The organism is Streptomyces sp. NPDC127106, from assembly GCF_042677605.1.
Classification (GTDB): Bacteria; Actinomycetota; Actinomycetes; order Streptomycetales; family Streptomycetaceae; genus Streptomyces.
Genome location: NZ_JBHXTC010000063.1, coordinates 1 through 18,361, shown reverse-complemented (window position 1 = coordinate 18,361; position 18,361 = coordinate 1). Strand labels below are relative to the sequence as shown.

Annotated in this window: 11 protein-coding genes; 4 read left to right on the top strand and 7 right to left on the bottom strand. The window is 67.3% G+C overall.

The genetic code is table 11. The annotated features are described in order from the left end of the window. Positions 1–179: 179 nt before the first annotated feature. The 4 genes from ACFVGY_RS32525 to ACFVGY_RS32510 form a co-directional block, all read right to left on the bottom strand. Entirely contained in the window at positions 180–3,698 is a 3,519-nt protein-coding gene (locus tag ACFVGY_RS32525; protein WP_385684406.1) for a helicase associated domain-containing protein, read from the bottom strand. Beyond that, complete coding sequence (locus ACFVGY_RS32520) at positions 3,695–4,699, bottom strand: TniB family NTP-binding protein (protein ID WP_385684403.1); 1,005 nt, start codon at positions 4,697–4,699, stop codon at positions 3,695–3,697. Before ACFVGY_RS32520 ends, ACFVGY_RS32525 begins: the two co-directional genes overlap by 4 nt. Before the next feature lie 41 nt (positions 4,700–4,740). After that, positions 4,741–6,861, bottom strand: a complete 2,121-nt coding sequence (locus tag ACFVGY_RS32515) for a transposase (protein WP_385684438.1) — start codon at positions 6,859–6,861, stop codon at positions 4,741–4,743. 62 nt (positions 6,862–6,923) lie between these two features. Further along, positions 6,924–7,640: a TnsA-like heteromeric transposase endonuclease subunit gene (locus ACFVGY_RS32510; protein WP_385684400.1), complete on the bottom strand. Its 717-nt coding sequence runs from the start codon at positions 7,638–7,640 to the stop codon at positions 6,924–6,926. 268 nt (positions 7,641–7,908) lie between these two features. On the opposite strand from ACFVGY_RS32510, the gene ACFVGY_RS32505 reads away from it, so the two are divergent. From ACFVGY_RS32505 to ACFVGY_RS32490, 4 genes are all read left to right on the top strand, one after another. Beyond that, the gene (locus ACFVGY_RS32505; RefSeq protein WP_385684397.1) at positions 7,909–10,107 is read left to right on the top strand and encodes a dsDNA nuclease domain-containing protein; all 2,199 of its coding nucleotides are present in this window, start codon (positions 7,909–7,911) and stop codon (positions 10,105–10,107) included. Between the two features lie 304 nt (positions 10,108–10,411). Beyond that, positions 10,412–11,590, top strand: coding sequence for a dsDNA nuclease domain-containing protein (locus ACFVGY_RS32500; protein ID WP_385684394.1), 1,179 nt, complete (start codon positions 10,412–10,414; stop codon positions 11,588–11,590). Further along, positions 11,574–12,143, top strand: a complete 570-nt coding sequence (locus ACFVGY_RS32495) for a hypothetical protein (protein ID WP_385684391.1) — start codon at positions 11,574–11,576, stop codon at positions 12,141–12,143. Before ACFVGY_RS32500 ends, ACFVGY_RS32495 begins: the two co-directional genes overlap by 17 nt. Continuing rightward, the gene (locus ACFVGY_RS32490) at positions 12,140–14,059 is read left to right on the top strand and encodes a hypothetical protein (RefSeq protein ID WP_385684388.1); all 1,920 of its coding nucleotides are present in this window, start codon (positions 12,140–12,142) and stop codon (positions 14,057–14,059) included. The genes ACFVGY_RS32495 and ACFVGY_RS32490 overlap by 4 nt, the downstream gene beginning before the upstream one ends. 101 nt (positions 14,060–14,160) lie before the next feature. Here the strand turns inward: ACFVGY_RS32490 and ACFVGY_RS32485 are convergent, their stop codons facing one another. From ACFVGY_RS32485 to ACFVGY_RS32475, 3 genes are all read right to left on the bottom strand, one after another. Continuing rightward, positions 14,161–16,872, bottom strand: coding sequence for a Helicase associated domain protein (locus tag ACFVGY_RS32485; RefSeq protein WP_385684385.1), 2,712 nt, complete (start codon positions 16,870–16,872; stop codon positions 14,161–14,163). Beyond that, a complete protein-coding gene (locus ACFVGY_RS32480; RefSeq protein WP_385684382.1) occupies positions 16,872–17,288 on the bottom strand; it encodes a hypothetical protein in 417 nt (138 codons plus the stop codon). The genes ACFVGY_RS32485 and ACFVGY_RS32480 overlap by 1 nt, the downstream gene beginning before the upstream one ends. A 100-nt stretch (positions 17,289–17,388) precedes the next feature. Next, complete coding sequence (locus ACFVGY_RS32475; RefSeq protein ID WP_385684379.1) at positions 17,389–17,958, bottom strand: hypothetical protein; 570 nt, start codon at positions 17,956–17,958, stop codon at positions 17,389–17,391. Positions 17,959–18,361 lie beyond the last annotated feature (403 nt).

Here is an 18,361-nt window from a genome sequence, read left to right as displayed (position 1 = left end):
TTGTCCGCGCCCAGGGATCATGATCGGTCTACAGGGCTGCGGCCTGGTCTGATCAGGTAGTTGGTTGAGTTGCTTTCGCGGTGCGGACGGGTCACGGGGGCGGTGGCGATGCGGCGTGCGGTGAGGTCTGACCTGCAGATTCGTGGGTGTGGTCAGGCTCGCTGATTGGTTGATCACCCTCACTGGGTCGCCCATTGGCTGGATGCGGTCGCCGGTGGCGGCGAGTTGGCCTGGGTTGGTGAGGCCGGCGGCGACTTCGCGGATGTTGTTGCGCGGACTGAGGAGGGGCCTACAGGGCGGCTGTTGTACGGGATCAGGGGTGTGGGTCCGTGGACGCCGAGCGTGGTCAGGAGGTGTTGTTGGTGGGGGTGGAGCTGGTTCCAGGCGTGTTGTTGGGTGCGGATCCACTTGGTGGTGGTGCCGGGGAATGAGCGGCCGGTGGTGTGGTGGGTGCGGGCTTGGTGGTAGCTGTGGTTCCAGGAGGCACGCCAGGGTGGGTTCCACCACGGGTCGAGTGCGGTGAGCTGTGTGTCGTGGGGCCAGGGCCGGCCGGTACGGCGTAGATGGGCGACGGCGCGTTTGCGCTGCTCGTACAGCCACCAGCCCAGGGGAAATCCGTCGTGTTCGGTGTTGTAGTCGGCGGTGCCGAGTCCGCCGTTGGCGCGGGCGTAGGAGCGGGCGTAAGGCAGGCCGGAGTCGATGGATGACGAGACGGTGGTGGGGCGTGGTCGGCTGGCGCCGGTTCGCGGGCGTCTGCGTGTTTCCTGCTGGGGGCGGGCGGTGCGCGCGTCCTGGAGGGTGATACCGAGGCTGTTGAGGAGTTCCTGCTGGCCGGGGTGAAGGTCGTCGTAGTTGATGCACTGCGTGAGCAGCCATCGGGTGACCGCAGGAGGGAGTCCGGCAAAACCTGCGCTTGCGTTCAGGGCGTGGCCGCGAATCTCATTTTTGACGGCGTGGTAGGTGGTCTGCCATGGCAGCTCCCAGGGCGGATTCCACCATGGGTCAAGGGCAGCGATTGCCTCGGATCGGCTGTGGGGAAGCCGGTCGGCGGCGGCGCGTTTGCGTTTGGCGGCGAGCCATGTCCCCAGCCGGTAGCCGGCATGGATCTCGTCCCTTCGGACGGCGAGGTGCCCGTGTTGGGCGGCGTAGGAGCGGGCGTGGTCAAGACCGGTGTCGAAGGAGGATTGCTGGGTGGTACGGCGGGGCCGTGCCGCACGGGAGTTCGTGGCGGTGATGCCGAGTCGCGTGAGCCTGTGCTGCTGCCCGGGGTGAAGTTGCTGATAGTCGATGCACTGGGCATAGAGCCATTGCCCGGTCCAGTCGGGGGTACCCGGGAAGCCTTGCACGGGAAGGAGGGTGATCCCCTTCTCGACGAGTTTGCGGGCGGCGCGGTGGTTGATCTGCCAGTCCCCGTTCCATGGCGGGTTCCACCACGGGTCGACGGCGGCTAGGAACGGGTCGGCCGGGTAGGGCGCGGCGTACTTGGCGGTGTGAAGGTTTGCCTGGTGCCGCTGGCCCGCCAGCCATTTTCCGATAGGGAAGCCCTCGTGCCGGTCGGAGGGTGATGCGTTGAGGTCGCCGTGCAGTGCCGCGTAGGAGCGGGCGTACTGGAGCCCGGTCTCCAGGGACGGCCGGCGGGTGGCGGGGTTGGGGCGGGCGGTTGCGGCAGTCTGCTCAGTCAGTCCGAAAGCTGAGAGCTGTTGGCGCTGTCCTCCCGCCAGGCCGGCATAGGACACACATTGGGTATATAGCCACTGGCCGAGCTCGTCACCGAAGGCAGTGAAGCCGCTTTCGGGATCGAGGGAGTGACCGCAGCGGACAAGAGCGCGCACCGTGTGACAGGCTCGCTGCCAGTCGGAAGGCCATGGCGGCGCCCACCACGGATCCATTGCCTCCAGCTGCTGCGTGATGGCGGGATTGAGGATGCCGCGTCGGGCGCGTACGCGGAGGTTGGTCAGCCATTTGCCGATGGGGAAGCCGGCGTACGAATCGGCAGCACTCGCACAAAGGTGCCCATGCTGCTTCCAGTAGGCGCGTGCGTTGGCCAGACCCTGGTCACGGGCGTCGGCGAGGTTGCGGCGTCGAGGCAGCGCGTGGCGGGCGGTTTCGGCGCTGATGCCGATCTGCGCCAGCAGTTCACGCTGCTGGGGGTGGAGGCTGCTGTAGATCTGGCACTGCCGGTACAGCCAGGTGCCGAGATTCTCGCTGGCTCCCCGGAAGCCCTGATCGGGTCTGATGTCGGCGCCTGAGTCCTTCAGCCGTCGTGCGCGCAGATAGATGCGCTGCCACAGAGTGCTCCACGAAGGATTCCACCACGGGTCAAGAGCGGCCAGAGCCTGGCTGCGCTCGGGGGAGAGCTGAGGACCCGCGGCGCGCTGGTTGGACAGCCACAGACCGAGTTGGAACCCGTCCTGCTCGTGCTGATAGGGAATGCAGAGGTGGCCGTGTTCGGCGGCGTAGATGCGGGCGTGGAGCAGGCCGCGCGCGAACCCCTTGGCCGTCTCGGCCACCTCTTGAGCCGACGACCCCTCCGACTCCGGCTTTTCGGGCGCGTCGTCGGCGGGCCGGGTTTCGGCCAGGAGCCGGGTGATCGTTGCGGGCCGGTGGGGCGGGGAGACGTGCCACATGCTGCGTGTCCGCGGCTTGTGCCCGGCCTGAGTGCGTACGCAGGCGCGGACCCAAGCGTTCAGCGGACCTGTCGTGAGGGCGCTGAGGCGATCGGCGATCCATGGGCGCTCAAGGCGCCGAGACAGTTCGTTGACGAAGCCGGGAACATCGGCCAGCGCGTGCGGCTGGTGCGCTCCGGCATCAGCGAGCAGATGCGCCTGCACGCGCGGGTCAGCCAGGACTGCGGTCAGGGTGACGGCCTCGGGGTAGATAGTCGCGTCCCGCGCCGCACCGCGCCATGCGGCCTCGCCGTGGGTCATCTGCCGCAGCCGCTCGCGCCACGTGGTTTCCTCGGGCCAGGGCTCGTTCCACCATGACGCCAGGACCGCTTGAGCCGTGGTGAACGCCTCGGGAGTGTGCGGATAGCGGCGCAGCAGCCGCATGTGACGGCGCTGGGCCGCCGCGACCTGCGGCACGTTGCGCAGGTCCAGCTGCACTGGGCCTGTCGGTGCCCCGTCGGCGACGGGTGTTTCCAGCATCCAGCACTGGTGTCTGGTGCAGACCCGGCCGTGTGGCACGAGGTAGCGGCGTGCTTGCTCCCGGCCCTGCGTGGCGGTCGCGGTGCAGGCCCGGCACCCGGGGCCAGTCGGCGCGATCGTGTCGGCGGTGCGGACCCAGGCGGCCGGCCCGCTGCCTTGCTTGCCTGCGGGCAGGCCAGTGTTCCAGGACGGCAGGGCACGGTTTAGGTGTTCTTCGGGGATGCGGCAGAAAGCGGCGAGCACCGTCCGGGCCTCGGCGTTGAAGATCACTTCGCTGTCGGGCCGGACTGTGTACAGGTTGGGTCGGCGCTCGAAATCCACCAGTGCGCCGATGAGTTCTTTGGCGGTGAGCCGGTAGCGGGAGGCGACTCGGCTGACGAACGACAGCGTCACCTCGCCGCTCAAGGGCGCTACCCGCACCGCGCCCAGCGGCAGGCTGCGCGGAGGGGAGGCAGGCTGGTCGTGGCCTGGCCGGCGCGAATCCTCTTCCCCGGCCGTGCGCTTCTCCGGCGTCTCCATGGCGCTCTCGACTCTTTGCTCTGCCGCCTTCACGGCGCGAGGCTGCGGGGGCGCGGGGCACGCCTTCGGGGCGGGCGGGACTGCTGTTCTGCGCGGATGTCGAGTTGGATGCCGGCCAGGAGCCGTTTGGTGATCTTCTCGCTGCCGTCGAGTAGCGCGGTCAGGGCGGCTTCGCGGATGAGGTGGGAGAGGCTGCCCATGACTCCGCCGGTGCGCTGGTGGAGGTAGTCGGCGTGCCGGGCCAGGGTGCCTTGGGCGTGGTGGCGTAGCCGCAGGGCGTCTTCCATGGCGGTGACCAGGTCCAGCCAGGTCGCGCGCTGTTCACTGGTGCCGCAGGACAGAGCGGTGTTGCGGACCAGGGTGAAGCGGCCGGCGAGCTGGGCGCCGCGCGGCCCGTTGAGCAGGGGTGAGGCGTCGACGTCGACGCCGGCGTACACGAAGGTCGCCGGAATCCTCTCGCCGAGATGCTTCATCTGGTCTGAGGTCTCCGCGCCGGCCCGGGTGCGGGTGTCGAGCAGATGGACGTCATCAACGAGGACCAGCGCGGTGCCCAACTGGCACAGCAGGTGGCAGACGGCGTCGGTGATCTGCGCCTGGTTCATCCGGTTGGCGATGGGGATGCCGAGGAACCGGGCGAACTCCGATACCAGCATCTTGGGAGTGGAAGCGGGCGGCACCGCCAGGAACACCACGGGCAGCCGGTCAGTGCGGCCGGGGTGGCGGCGCTGCTCGGCGAGCTCGAAAGCGCGGCCCATCTCCAGCAGGGTGGTCGTCTTGCCGGTGGTGGGAGGCCCGGAGACGATCAGCCCGCGGCGCGCGGTGCCCTGCTGGCGGCGGTTGAGGAGCATCAGCCGCCGCACCGACAGCGAGATGCGCTCCATCGCCGGGGTGGTCAGGACGACGAACCGGGAGTGGTAGTCGAGGCGTTCCTCAAGCGACCAGACCTCGCCGGCGGCGGGCGGGGGCTGCAGCGGGGGAGTGCCGACGAACTGCTGCCAGCCCTCTCGCGTGGTCGGCGGCGCATACGCCGCCATCTGCTGCTCCTCATCTGGTACAGGACTGTCTTCAACAGCTGCTACCACTGGGTCGCCTCCTGGCGGGCATCGTAGATCCGGGACGGGCGGAGGACTGCGGCTGGCCCTGATAGCTGTTCGTCGTCGGCGGGGCCGTCGCCGGCATCGTCTGGCGTGCCGAGTGGGTCGTCGTCCTCGTCCCAGTTGTCCTCGAATTCCTCACCCGCTGGTTCATCCTCGCCGTCGTGCTCATCGGGGCTGGATGGGGTGAAGGCGCCGACCAGGCCGTAGGAGAGGGTCGGGGCAGTGAGGAGGTCGAGCGGTTCCTGCTGGTGCGGGGCGGGCCCGGCCAGGGACGCTGCGGCGCCGGCTCTTGCTGCGACGGTCCGCTCACGGCGGGTGCCTTCACCGTTGCCGGCCCGCCGCAGGAGACGGTCCAAGGCCTGGGCGAGCTGCTGCTCGTGCTCGTCGCGGTCACCGCGGCGCTCGACGGTTGCGCGGATGTGCCGCCAGGTGAAGTCGGTGAAGGGCAGGCTGACACGCTCCTTGTGGATCCACGGCACCTCCTCCCAGCCATCGGGCAGCCGCACCCAGATCTGCTGAGGGTCATAAGGGTTGTGGTGGATCTCCCACATCCCGTCCCCGGCCGCCGACCTGTACCCGCGGTGCGGATTGAGGACCTCGTGGTCGTAGGTGCGGTAGTCGAAGCGAATGCCGTAGTCGTTGATGCCCAGCCGCTTGACCGGCATGAGCTCGATGTAGTCCTCCGGACCCAGCAGCACCGGAACATAGCCCGTCACGCCGACAAGCGCGGCCCACATCTCGTTCGGCGACACCGCGAGCTTCGGGGCCAACGGATGGCGCAGCGACGCGTGTCGGCGGTGCTGCCAGTCCGCGATCAGCCACTCATCCAGCAGGTCCTGCACCTGGGGAAGAGTCCAGCACGCCTCCCCCTCGACTTTGCTGCCGCGCTGGGTGACGTCGGAGCCGGTGTAGCCGGCTACATACTGGGAGAACCGGTGGCCGATGGTGAGGAACGTCCTCTCGACGTTCCCCTTGGCCGGACCGTTGGCTGGCGGCGCCGGCTGCACCGACACCCCCAAGCTGTCGCACGCCGCGGTGAACGAGGCGGAGATGAACACTCGGCCCTGGTCGACGACGACCGTCTCCGGTGTGATCACCGGACGGGCTGCCGCACCCTCCAGCCGCGCGTCCAACGACACCAGCCGCTCGTACGGGATGACCGAGCGCGACATCGCCAGCGCCTCTTCCCACCCCAGGCGCATCCGCATGGGCGTCACCATCTGCGCCAGCAGAACCGCCGCATCCACCGACCCGGTGCCCATCGGCCGCAGCACGGTCGCACAGATACTGCGCGTCGCCACATCCAGGGCCATCGTCAGCTCGGCCTTACCCACCACCCCGTCGGCCAAGACCACCATCACGTCCAAAGGGGTGCTGTCCAGCATCACCAGCTCACCGGGCCGCAGCGCCACCGTTGGGGTGAACGGCGGAGCCGGCCGTGAGGAATGACGGCGCCGCTGCGCCGCTGTCCCCAGCAGCCCCTGACGGTCCGCGAGGGCGTGCACCAGCCGGTTGAACGTCGAGGCCGGCGGCACCTTCACCGTCCCCACACCGTGGGCGTCCTCCAGAATCCAGCCGACGGTGCGCCGCAGCCGGCTCAGCGTCCCGGTCGACCGCTCCCGCTGCGCAACAAGCGCCTGCTCGATCGCGGCGACCACCCGCTCGTCCGCACGGCCCACCGGAGAGCGCCGCCGGGCGGCCCGGCCGTCCACCAGCCCCCACAGGCCCTGCTCCCGGTAGCGGGCCCGCATCCGCCGCACCGTCACCGCACTGGTCGGCTGCCCGGCCGCCGTCAGTTCGGCGGCCTTGGCTTCCTCCCGCTCCGCCATGGTGCGCCGGGCCGGATCGAACTCGGCACGCGGCACCTGGTCCTGACCCGGGAGGGGGCACCCGGTCTCCACCTCACGCACATGCAGCTCCCAGGCATACGCACGCGCCCGCACCTGCTCCGGCAGCTCCTCCAGGAGCCCGAACGATGGCACCCCGCGCTGCGGGGCGCCCACCACTTCGAAGCCGGGGTCGGCGAACAGGAAGTTCGCCAGGACCGTGGCCACGGAGTTGTCCGAGTCGACCAGCCGTACGCATGACCCTTCCAGCATGACCACCGTCCAGGTCCGCTTCGCGAAACGCACCTGTGTTCCGGGCTCCAGCACTGTGCCGCTCACACCTGCCCCCGTCCGGGGCGGTCCGCCGTCACGGTCACCCGCTCGTGCAAGGGCACCTCGAGGGGGACCGACAACTTGCCGTGCCACAGCGCGTGGAAGACCACCGGGAAGACCTGCACAGGATCGCCGAGTTCACGCACCCCCTCGATCAGAGGCCGCGGTCGCCTGAAAACCTCGGCCGCGCGCCCGTCAATTTCGCAGCCCCTGTAGCGGGGGTGCCGGTACCCGGCCAGCCAGCGCAGATTGGCCGCCAGAACCGGATCCGGAGGGCGCAGAACCCTGTACTGCCACCCCACCGCCGCGGCCGCGGCCTCCATCACCGCCGCCCGACAGGCCAGGCGCGGTGAGATGTCCCCGTGCCCGGCGCAGTCCGCCAGCAGACCTCTGCCGTCCGCGAGCCGGGCCATCAGATGCGGTGCGTGCCGCACCCAGGTTCCGTCACGCTTACGCCAGGTGAATTCCACCGGGCGGCATGCAATGGCCACGACCGAAGGATCCCGGTCCAGTAGCATCACCTGGTTCCGTATGACACCAGACCCGTAGTGCACCAGCCGCCGGGTCGTTGCCGACCACCACCAACCAGGCGCAAAACGACGGCCAGAACGCACGGGAAAGGGCCGCACCGGGCTGCAGTCCTCCAAAGCGATACCTTGCGCGACGTCTCGCCAGCGCATCAGCCGCTCACCGCCCGCAGGATCGACGAAGCGCGCCACCAGGTGATCGTCGGCTCCCTCCGCGCACTCTCCGCTTGCACCGCAGCTTTGTCGCCTCACCTCTGACAGCCAAATGCATGCCGGGCGGCCGGGTACGTGATCTGGCTGCTCCCACCCTGAACGGGTGAACGCACCGTGATCCGTTGCCGAAGAGGGAGACCTCGGTGAGGGATGAACATGCTGGCTTCACGAGTTCCGCCGAAGTGATCGACTCGCCAATGTCGTACCGCTTACGCTGCGTGCTTGGGGAGAGTGGGCTGGGGGGTACATGGTTGATCCGATTGCGACTGCTGCCTTGAACGATTCGGGTTCGGTGACACTGCGAGGCTACGAGTACCAAGCTCATGTGGCTGCACAGGCCGTCCTGGACATGCTCGCTGATGAGGCAGTACGGCATGTGACATGCGAGTACATCGAGGACGTCATCATCGCCCGCAGTGAGGGGCAGGCCAAGGGCGGTCTGTTCTGGGAGTTTCAACAGATCAGGATGCGGGAAAGGGCCACGCCCTGGGCATTCAGAGACGTGCTCGCAAAGAGGCCGTTGCAAAGCTTGTGGCGTACGCATGGAACGTTGAAAGACCAGGGACTCTCCTACAGGCTGACGGCTGCCCTTGAGGGATTCTTCGATCCTGCCGACGAGCTCGTTACTGCTCTTGCGCACGGAGAGGGGGCCGACAACGAGCACTGCATGGAGCGGGTGACTTCCTACCTGAAGGCTGACGTCAAGGAGGTCTCTGCCTTCCTGGGCCTGATCCGCATCCAGGAACTTCCCAGGAGTGAAGACATCGAGGCGCGCAACGTCGCGTTCCTTCACGAACTGGGCTCGCCTTTGAGCAGTACGGAAATTGACGGTCTCTACGCCGAGCTAGTGCACCGTGTCAGGAAGGCGATGCAAGGCCGCCTGGATCCTCGGTGGACTGAGCAGTCAGGAGTGCAGGACCTGCCTGCGGGGCTGCTGGGGAAGCGCATCGGGCCCAGCGCGGTTGCCGACATCCGACAGCGCCTGCAACTACCTGATCGCATGCTGTTGACCGGCTTCTCACAGCGCCGAGGAGTCGACACAGCGCAGATCAGTGAAGTGCGGAGTGGCGCAGCAGCCCCGTACGAGGCACGCGGTCTGCGCAAGGACTATGACTGCGAGAAGTTCCCCTTCCACCGTCAAGAGGACGGCATGGCTGACGTCTTCTATGCGACGCACAAGCCGACCGGCACGCCCGTCGTCCTCAAGAAGCTACGCGGCCAGTACCCGCACCTCGACAAGAAAGCCCGGATGACCCGTGAGATCGAGGTGGGCCGTCTTCTGAGCGACCACCCGAATGTAATGCCGGTCTGGGACGCCAGCGCCGACGGCACGTGGTTCGTCATGCCCAAGGCGCAGGCTGTCGCAACGGAATGCCTCGATGACCTCAAGGATCCGGCCGTACTACGGGACCTGATTGAGAGCCTGTGCTCGGTGCTGATCGCTGCGCATGGGATGCAGGCACCGGGCGCCCCCCACGGATGGATACATCGGGACATCAAGCCGTCTAACGTACTTCGGCTTGATGGGCGATGGGTTCTTGCCGACTGGGGCATTGTGCGTCGTCCGCCTGGCCAGACCACGCATGCGCAGCGCACCCGGCTTGGGGCGAGCATGGGATCTGAGGGCTTTGCCGCTCCGGAGTTGAGCTTCGATGCCCACAGTGCCGGTCCGCCGACTGACGTCTACAGCTTGGGGCAGCTGATCGGCTGGGCGGTCACACGCAGGAACCCGCAGCAGAATATTCCACTCATACCGGACTCTGGACCCTGGCGCGCGGTTGTCCGAGGAGCAACGCGTACGGACCCCGGGAGACGGCCGGCAACGGTGCAAGCGTTCCTTGACCTCATCGCCCAGGAGATCGACACACCCCCCACGCCGCCCGTAGTACATGCCGAAACGCTCCGTGATGCTTTGAACGATGGAGCAGCGAATGCCTCAGAGGAGTTGGTGGCTCTGGCGGCTGCCCACCCCGACGACGCTGCTCTGTACTGCGACGTACTTCTCAATGTTGATCCTGTGGCGCTCATGCCGGCGTTGTTGGCTGACCCTCCCCGAGCCCTTGAGATTGTCCGGGCGATGCCCGACCTTCTGGGCACACACCGCTCAATAGAGCGTGGTGAAGTCGACGCCGTCATCCTGTGGCTGTTCACCGTCGCACGCCACGCCGCTAATGCTGCGCAGTTGGATCTTCTGGAAGTTTGCTGCAACGGCGCCTTCACCTGGGACGCCTTGTGGGACCAGTGGAGGCCGCAGGATGAGATCAGGCCCTGGCTGCGCACCCTGACAGGGGATGTCGCCGGATCAGTCGCAGGAGCGCTGCGCGACCATCCCGACTGTGCACGCCACTTCTCCTCACTGGCCAACGAAATGCGAGTCGATCACCGGATCCGTTCGGCAGTCTCACCGCCTTCGCCGGGCGCGACCGGCACCGCCGGGTCAACGTAGGGGGCGGCGCGACTATGCCTGGTACCTCGTCTTCAGCGCGTCCCGGTGTGGCTGGGCCGGGCGAGTGACGCTGGGAACCATGGGCAGGCGTAGTCGACTTCGATGGTGCTGAAGGCTTCGTCCGGCCAGAGGGCGGTGTCGTTGTCGGTGGTAATGAGCTGGAGGCCCGAGCCGTAGGCGTCCGCCGAAGAGGGACGCGTCCCCAGTGAGGGAACAGTGGCTCCACGAGTTCCGTCGAAGTGATCGACTGGCCAGTGTTGTACCGCTTACGCTGCGTGCTTGGGGAGAGTGGGCTGGGGGGTATATGGCTGATCCGATTGAGACCGTTGCTCCGGACGATTCTGGTTCGGTCACGCTGCGGCGGTACGAGTATCAGGTTCATGTGGCTGCGCAGGCCATCCTGGAAATGCTCGCTGACGAGCCGGTACGCCATGTGACCTGCGAGCACATCGAGGACGTCATCGTTGCCCGCGGCAGCGAGGAGCAGACCAAGGGCGGCCTCTTCTGGGATTTTCAGCAGATCAAGACACGGGACACGACCACGCCCTGGGCGCTTACGGACGTTCTCGCCAAAGGGCCGTTGAAGAGCTTGTGGCGCACGTACGGGGCGGTGAAGGACCAGGCGCTCTCATACGGGCTCACAGCTGGGCTGGAGGGCTACCTCGATCCCGCCGACGCACTCGTCACCGCTCTCGCACATGGGGGAGGGGCGGATAACGAGCGGTGCCTGGAGCGGGTGACAGCCCACCTGAAGGCTGACGTTAAGGAGGTCTCAGCCTTCCTGGGCCTGGTCCGCATCCGGGAACTGCCCAGACGCGAGGACATCGAGCTGCGCAACACCGCCTTCCTCCACGAGCTCGGCCCGTCCTTGACCGGTGCGGAGATCACCGGCCTCTACACCGAACTCGTACGCCGTACCCGGGAGGCAATGCAGGGCCGTTTGGGCCCGCGGTGGGCCGAGCAGCTAGCAGTGCAGGACCTGCCCGCGAAACTGTTGAGGAAGCGCATCGGCCCCGGCACCGTCGCAGACCTCCGACAGCGTCTGATGCGCCCTGACCACGTACTGCTGACTGATGTATCGCAGCGTCTCAGCGGAGTCGAGACAGCGTTGGTCCGCAAGCTACGCCGGGGCGCGGCGACGGACGATGTAATCCAGGAAGCTCAGATGGTCCGCGCGCATGCCGACATTCACCGTATGAAGCAGCAGTCCCTGGGCACGTGGCCGGCTGACCCGGCCATCGAGGCGGACCTGGACGAGCGGCTGCTGCTGGTCGCGCGCCGTACCATCCGCAGGCACGCGGCAGATCCTCGCCCAGCGAACGCCATCTTCGACGGCCTCCAGACCACTCTCGAAACCAGCGCCGCTACCCACGACCGCTGGCCCCTCTATGCCCGGGACAGCGTGCTGCTCATGGGCCGGGCGTGCGCCATCTCCGACGAATGCCGTTTCGACTGGGGGACTGGCCATGAGTCTCCTGTCTGATATCGCCCCGCCCCCCACCGCGCCCCCGGAGTATCCAGACGGACTCCCTCCTTCCGCTGACGCCCAAGCCAGGCTTCTTATCCTCATCGACGCCTTCTCCGAGACAGCAGCATCCAAAGGCATCGAAGGCAGGATGAAGCTCGCCAAACTTGACTTTCTCCTGCGCTACCCCGAGCACTTCAACCATCTGATGGCCGAGCGCCGACCCGACGCCGACCCAGGCGACGATCCGTGGCTGACAGGAGCCATCGAGCAGAGCATGATCCGCTATCGCTATGGCCCCTGGGACCCCGCTTACTACGCCCTCCTTGGTGCTCTGACAGGCAAGAGCCTCATCGAGCCCAAGCACGAGAACGCGGTCGCGACCTACCGCACCACGCCAGCCGGAAGAGCGGTTGCGCAAGCCCTTGCCGAATCCGAAAGCTGGCGCCCCGTACGCGATCGGGCCCGGCTCCTGCGCCGGCACTTCAACCTCACCGGCACCACTCTCAAAGACATGATCTATCGAGCGTTCCCCGACATCGTCGAGGCGGACTGGGGGACACAGCTGTGAGAATCCGGATCGAAGAACTGCACCTGGTCGGAACCAGCCGCCGCATCCGGTTCGAGCGTGGGATGAACGCCATTACTGGCGCCATGAGCGGCGGTAAGACGGCGACGATCAGCTGCCTTCGGGCCTTGCTCGGCGCCGATGTAAGCGTCGTCCCCGAGCTCCGAGGGCGCACCATGGCCGGCACCGTACTCATCGGCGACCGCCGCTTCCGCATCGTCCGGCCCCTTGTCACCACGACGACCGCCAAGGTCGATATCGCCGAGATCGGAGGCCAAGAGGAAGCCTGGCGGTTGCCGGCCAGCGAACTCCAGGCCGGCTACGACCACACCTTCCGCGACTGGCTCCTCGACCGCCTCGGCCTGCCTCGCATCAAGGTGCCGCGAGCCCCAACCGACCAAACGAGCCCGCTTGTCCCCGTGACGGCAAGCGACTACCTCATGTACTGCGTCCTGAGACAGAAGGAGATCGACGCTTCTGTCTTCGGCACCGCTGACAACCACGCGAAGAACATCAAACGCCGCTACGTCTTCGAGATTTTGTACGGCATCCATGACCCTGAATCCACCGGACTTCGGGAACGGCTTCGCGAAGTGTCCACGGAGCTCAAGGCCCTCACTGCGGACTCCGTCACCCTGGAACGACTCTTGGCTGAGACAGCCTTCGGCTCACAAGCCCAGCTGGAGGTGCAGCGCACAGCCACTGAGACCAAGCTTCGGGCGGCACGCACAGCGGATCAGCAACTAACGAGTGAGCTCACCGACCCTTCCACGGTGACCCTGCGCTCTCGGATTGCTGATGCTGAAAGCGAACTCGCGCGCATCGACATGGCTACCGCCGCAGAATCTGCGGCGGTAGCCAACCTGCGTGAGCTACACGACCAGCTCATCGCCCAAAGCCGTCGCCTCACCCGCGCACTCGTCGCGGAACGGCTTCTCAACGACTTCGAGTTCCACACCTGTCCCCGTTGCGGGTCCGGCATCCCAGAGCGCGGTGACGACCACACCTGCCGACTGTGCCTGCAGACCCCTCCGCAGACCGCGGCACCGTCATCCCTCGCCAGCGAGCAGGACCGGGTGATCGAGCAGGTTTCGGAAACCAAGCAACTCATCGAGCGCAGCACGAAAAGAATCGAAGAACTCCAGGCCGCACGCGCAGGCCACGCCCGTCTCCGCAACGACCTCGGAGCACAGCTAGACCGAGCCACGTCAGCCTTCGTCAGCGATCAGACCGACCGCATCCGCGCCACCGCCGCCGAACAAGCCCGGCTTGAAGAACGCTTGATCAGCCTGGAACAAGCCCTGTCGTTGTACGAGCGTTCCCAGAAGCAGGCACGCCGCATCGCCGAGCTTGAGCAGGAACAAGAATCTCTCAACGCGAGCATCGACGCTTCCAGGCACAGCAACCCTGCCGTCCAAGAACGACTGCGGAAACTCGACGAAGCCTTCGAGACGATCCTCCGCGCCTTCGACACCCCACGATTCGAAGAACCGGCAGGCACGTACATCAGTCGCAAGACGTACCTGCCCATCGTCGACGGCCGGTCCTTCTCAGACCTCGGCTCTCAGGGAGTGGAAGTCCTCGTCAACGTGGCGCACGTCCTCGCACACCAACTTGTTGCCCTGCGTGACAACAGCATTCCGCTCCCGAACATCCTGATCATCGACGGCCTCAGCAACAACGTCGGCCACGAAGGCATCGATCTCGAGCGGCTACGCAAGATGTACACCACCCTGCTCAGCGCTGCCCTCCAGCATATCGATGACCTGCAGATCATCGTGGCGGACAACGATCCCCCGCCCATTTCGGGAGTTCACCGCGCGCTAAAACTGTCGGACACCGATCGCCTCGTCCCAGAAGCGACCGCCGGGCAAGAGGCCCCGGACACAGAAACTGATCAGAGTGGCGACAGCAGCTGAGACACCAGTCGAATCCGCAACCCGCAGTCCCGGCAGGCGTTCCCTTGGGGACTGCGGGCTCGGCGCTGTCTGGTTAGCGCACCAATGGGTCGGTGCCAGAGTCATGCCCAAGCGATACCGAGCTCCCGAAGGGCAACGAGTTGCTCCTGAGTGAGCTTGTCCCGCCTCGACTTGGTGTTCGAGACCCACACGCCAAGCTTCACCGGCACCGGCTCGTCCTGGCCATCGACCTCGATCTCGACGACCGCGCCGCGTGGGACCGGCCGATTGCCTTCCCGCTCGACCCACTGGGCGAGGGCCGTGAGGCCGCGTTGAAAGGCTTGCTGCGCCTTACTCGGCCCCTTCGCCGTGTGGCTTGCCGTCGGGGCGGGGGCCGGGGCCTGGTCGGGCTGTAGGCCCAGCTTCGACAGCCGTTCCTGCTGATCGCTCGACAGCTGCGCCCACGTGCCAGGGTTCTTCTGCCGCTGGAGCCATCGTCCGATGTCGTCGCCCTCGAACAGCACTCCGGGCTCGATGGCAGGCAGTACCCCGTCGGGTTCGTCGGCGGCGAGGTCGGCGAGCACCTTGTAGTGGCGTTGCCAGTCGAGGGGCCAGGGGCAGTTCCAGTCCGGGTCGATCTCCGCGAGTTGCGCGGCCCGGGTCTCCGCGCGCTTCGGGTCTTTGCCGAGGCCGTCTTTGCGGCGGAGGTTGGCGAGGAGTTGTCCGATGGCCAGCTGCTCGCCGTCCCCGTCGCCTTCGCCCCAGAGGGCGTCTTGTCGGGGTGCGAGGTGTCCGGTGGCCCGGTGGTAGGAGCGGAGTGCGGCGAGTTTGTTCTCCCATGCTTCGTCGCCGGGTTCCCACACCATCCCGGCGTCGTCGAGGAGCTGTTTGCGGTGGGGGTCGAGTTCACCGGCCCGCAAGGATTTCCGCTGTTGGTGCACCCATCGGCCCAGGGGGTAATCCTTCGTGACGCCGACCTCGGTCTCGACGTCATAGGCAACGGCGTACAACCCGGTGATGCCGTTCTCGGCACGCCACCGGATGAGGGCTTGGTAGCCCTCGAGCCAGACGAGGGACTGGGGGCGGATGACGCGGCAGCGGGTGAGGGCGGCGATGTCGGCGGCGTCGCGGGGGGAGGCGAAGTTGACCACGACCTGGGTGACCCGGTCGACCTCCTTCTGCGCCTGGCTGGTCTCCTCGGGCATGTCCCCGTTCTCCGGGCCGGCCGCGCCGGCGGGGTGGACGTGGATGCGCAGCCGTTCGGTACCGCGGGTCAGGGCGCGGGAGGCGAGCTGGTCGACCATGCGTTCCGAGTGGGAGCGCAGGGCTTGGAGGATGTCGACCAGAGGCTGATAGCTGGCCGAGGCCACCATGTCCTTCGGGTCCTCCCCGGGCTGCAGGAAGACCGGGATGATGATCCGCGCCGTCTTCACGCTGCCGTCCGGATTCGGGCGCAGGGCGCGTCCGATGTTCTGGACGATGTCGACCTGTGAGCTGCGCGAGCCGACGATGCACACGGCCTCGACCCCGCGCAGCCCGGTGATGTCGACCCCGACCCCGAGGGCGCGTACGGAGGACAAAAACGCCCGGTGCACCCGCCGGCTGTCGGCGTCGATGCCGTTGGCGAACTGGTGGATCACCTCACGCCGGTGCGCGATGGGATGGTCCCCGCACAGCCAGTCCGCCCACACCCGCTCCGGCGGCACGTGACGACCCGGCTCGAGCTCGTACAGCCCTGCGTCGATCGACGACGCGGGCAGCTCCTCCGCCTCGGCCAGCGCCGCCGCGGAGGCCTCAGCGGCGTACAGCTCGGCGGCGGTCGCCGGCATCTGCTCGGCGAACGCCGCGGCTTCTTCCACCCGCTGGTGGAACACCATGGTGGTGTGCAGATTCCGCTGCGCCGCGTGCTCCAGCAGTGCGGCCTGGAGCAGGGCCATGCGCCGGCCCCGCAGCGCGTCCTCGGACAGGCCGAGGATCGGGTCGGGATCGCGGATCTCCAGCACGTCGATCTCGAACCCCGCGAGGATCGAGCGTTCCACCGCCTCCGCCAGCCCAAGATCGAAAATCCGGGTGCCGTACGTGTGGGAGTCGTCCTCCATCGACGCGACGACCAGCTCCCGCCCGTCCCGCCCGCGCTGCGGCCGGGGCGCGGCGAGGATCCGCGGGGTGGCGGTCAGGTAGAGCCGGAAGTCGACAGGGATCCGGCTGTTGTCGTGGATCGCCGCCCACGGCCGTCCCATGTCTCCGGCCGTCATGTGCCCCTCGTCCAAAATGGCCAGGTCAAACGGCGCCATCCGCTGCCCGTACAGCCGCTCCCCGCCCGCCAGAGCCGACTCCAACGGCCCAGGAACAGTCCCACGGCCAGTGACGTCAGCGGGGTCCTCGCGGTCCACGAGAGAGGCGTACGTGGCGAACACGACCACCGGCCCGGACCCCGCCCACAGCGCGAGCTGGATCGGGTTCGTCGTGGTACGCACCCCCAGCTGCTCCAGGACCTCGTCCCTGTCCACCGAGCAGACCGCAACCATCGGCGCCCGGTGCCCGACCCGCCGCCAGGACTGCGCGCTCTGCACGATCAGATCCAGGGTGGGCACCATGACGAGGATCCGGCCCTCGGGGAAGCACTCCAGAGCGCTCGCGGCGGCTGTGATCGTCTTCCCGGACCCTGTCGCGGATACCCCCATGGCACGGGCCCCTTCAGCGGGCACAAATGATCTTGTAGGAAATCCTACCCATTTACGAAAAGCCGCCTTTTGGTCAGCCTGGTGTTCTCGGAGCTGAATCACACCGATTTCCTTTTCCTTTTCCCACCCCGCACCAGCAGGCTTTGCCATCAGCCCGTTCTTGCATGCGGCAGGCTCCCCGAGGGGGACGGCAGGGGGTAGCGATCCCTTCCCCCGTGGGCCGGCAGTTCGTCCTCGAAGTCACACGCCGCCACAGCCTCCCACCCTCCACACCACAGCGTCTCCAGCACAGCCGTGACCGCGGCCACCACCGCACCGGGCTCCACTCCCGCGGGCGCTTCGCACTCCACCACCGTGGGCCACTCGACGAACTCGAAAGGGTGCGCCTTCCTGCCCGTGGAGTAGTCATTGCAGGCGCTGCTCACCCGCAGCGGCCCCACCACCAGGCCGCGGGCATCCTCTCCGGGGCCGAGACGCTCCTTCAGCCAGGCGATGACCGTCGAGCTGTCTGCGGCATCCACATAGATCGAGCAGTCCTCGTACGAAATTCCGGCGTTCTCCGACACAGCCACCCACCCTCTCCAGCCCGTCATCAGCACACCGTCATCAGCACACTGCGGACGGGCTGCTCTACCGCTCGAACCCCGTTCCTTATTCAGCCGTTCTTCACCAGCCGTGCTCCCCAGGCCCTATGACGTCGTGTCCGATCTGCTGGGCGAGGTGCTGCGCCCGTTCATCCTCCCCGGGCCGGACGTGGACGTACACGGTGTGGCCCTGGGCCGGCTCGTGGTTGGCGTCGGTCCCGAAGCACGCTTGTACTCCGGTCCGCGCATGCTCCGGACCCAGGCCGAGTTCCGGCACAGCCGGCCAACTGAGCGCCATCCACGCGATCTGCCCCCACCCCGCCTGACGCAGCACCTCCGGCGCTCTGTCCAGCAGATCACCCTCCACCGGCTCCACGGCCGAGAGCGTCATCGGCAGCAGACGAGCCAGCACCGTGGCGTCATCCGGAAGGTCGACCCCCCGGAAATGCTCACCGCCTCCCGAGAACCAGCCCTGCGGGAACACCTCGCGCGCCCCCACGACGTCCTCGACCCGAAGCAACTCGGCATCCAGGTCGACACTCGCCCCCTCCGACAGCTCCCCACACCCCACCAGAGACACGGCCACGGCGATCACCGCCGCCACATCCCCGCCCTCACTCCGGTAGACCGGATATGCCATCGCATTACCCACAGAGACCCCCACCTTCCACCCAGGACACCAGAAGGGGTGTCCCTACCTTCTGCCAACCCTACATGCTGCATCACCCAGAAACAGTTCCCGCAAACCCAGACAGGCACCACCCGCCAGCCAGCCAGGCCCGCGCTAGCGGGCCAGACGGTCCTGGAGGCGCAGCCGGAAGGACCGTTGAGGCGGGGGAGCGCAGCGGACCCGCCGGCCTGGGCCAAGCGAAGCGAAGGCCCAGGCGTAGGACGTAGTCCTACCGCTTCGGAAGCGCAGCGGACGAAGCGTCACTCCCCGTGCGAAGCACGGGGAGTGGGTGGGCCCCGCCGCGGCCCCCCCCCGGCTGATTTACACAAAACCCAGCCCACCAGACCACGCGTCATCGCGGTTGGCGGGGGGTGGGTGTGAAAGT